Consider the following 318-nt stretch of genomic DNA (forward strand, 5'->3'; position numbering starts at 1 on the left):
TCGCCGGCCAGGGTGAAGTGCACCTTTCTTGTAGCAAACAGGAGGCGGCATCATGAGCAGCCGCCGAGTCATCTTCGTTGACCCCGAAATCTGGATGCACAACAACCGCACCGATAAGGAGACCCACAACATGACCGCCAACGACAGCCCGCCAAACGTTGACCGAATGGCGATGGCGCTGACCGCCGTCGAGCTGATAAACGGTGCCACCACCCATACCGACGAGGAAGTGGTGGCCTTGCTGGACGGCCACAGCTTGTACGAAATGCATGTGCTTCTGTCGTCCACGGTGTGGTGCGCCTACTTTCTGGCCGGCGA

The 318-nt window shown here is 59.4% G+C and carries 1 protein-coding gene; it reads left to right on the plus strand.

What is annotated here, in order from left to right; translation table 11 throughout:
• Positions 1 to 52 precede the first annotated feature (52 nt).
• Positions 53 to 318, plus strand: a 266-nt coding sequence (locus F0Q45_RS27080) for a hypothetical protein (protein ID WP_149656709.1), incomplete at its 3' end; no start/stop codon positions are given.

Source organism: Mycobacterium simiae (assembly GCF_008370645.1).
GTDB lineage: Bacteria > Actinomycetota > Actinomycetes > Mycobacteriales > Mycobacteriaceae > Mycobacterium > Mycobacterium simiae_A.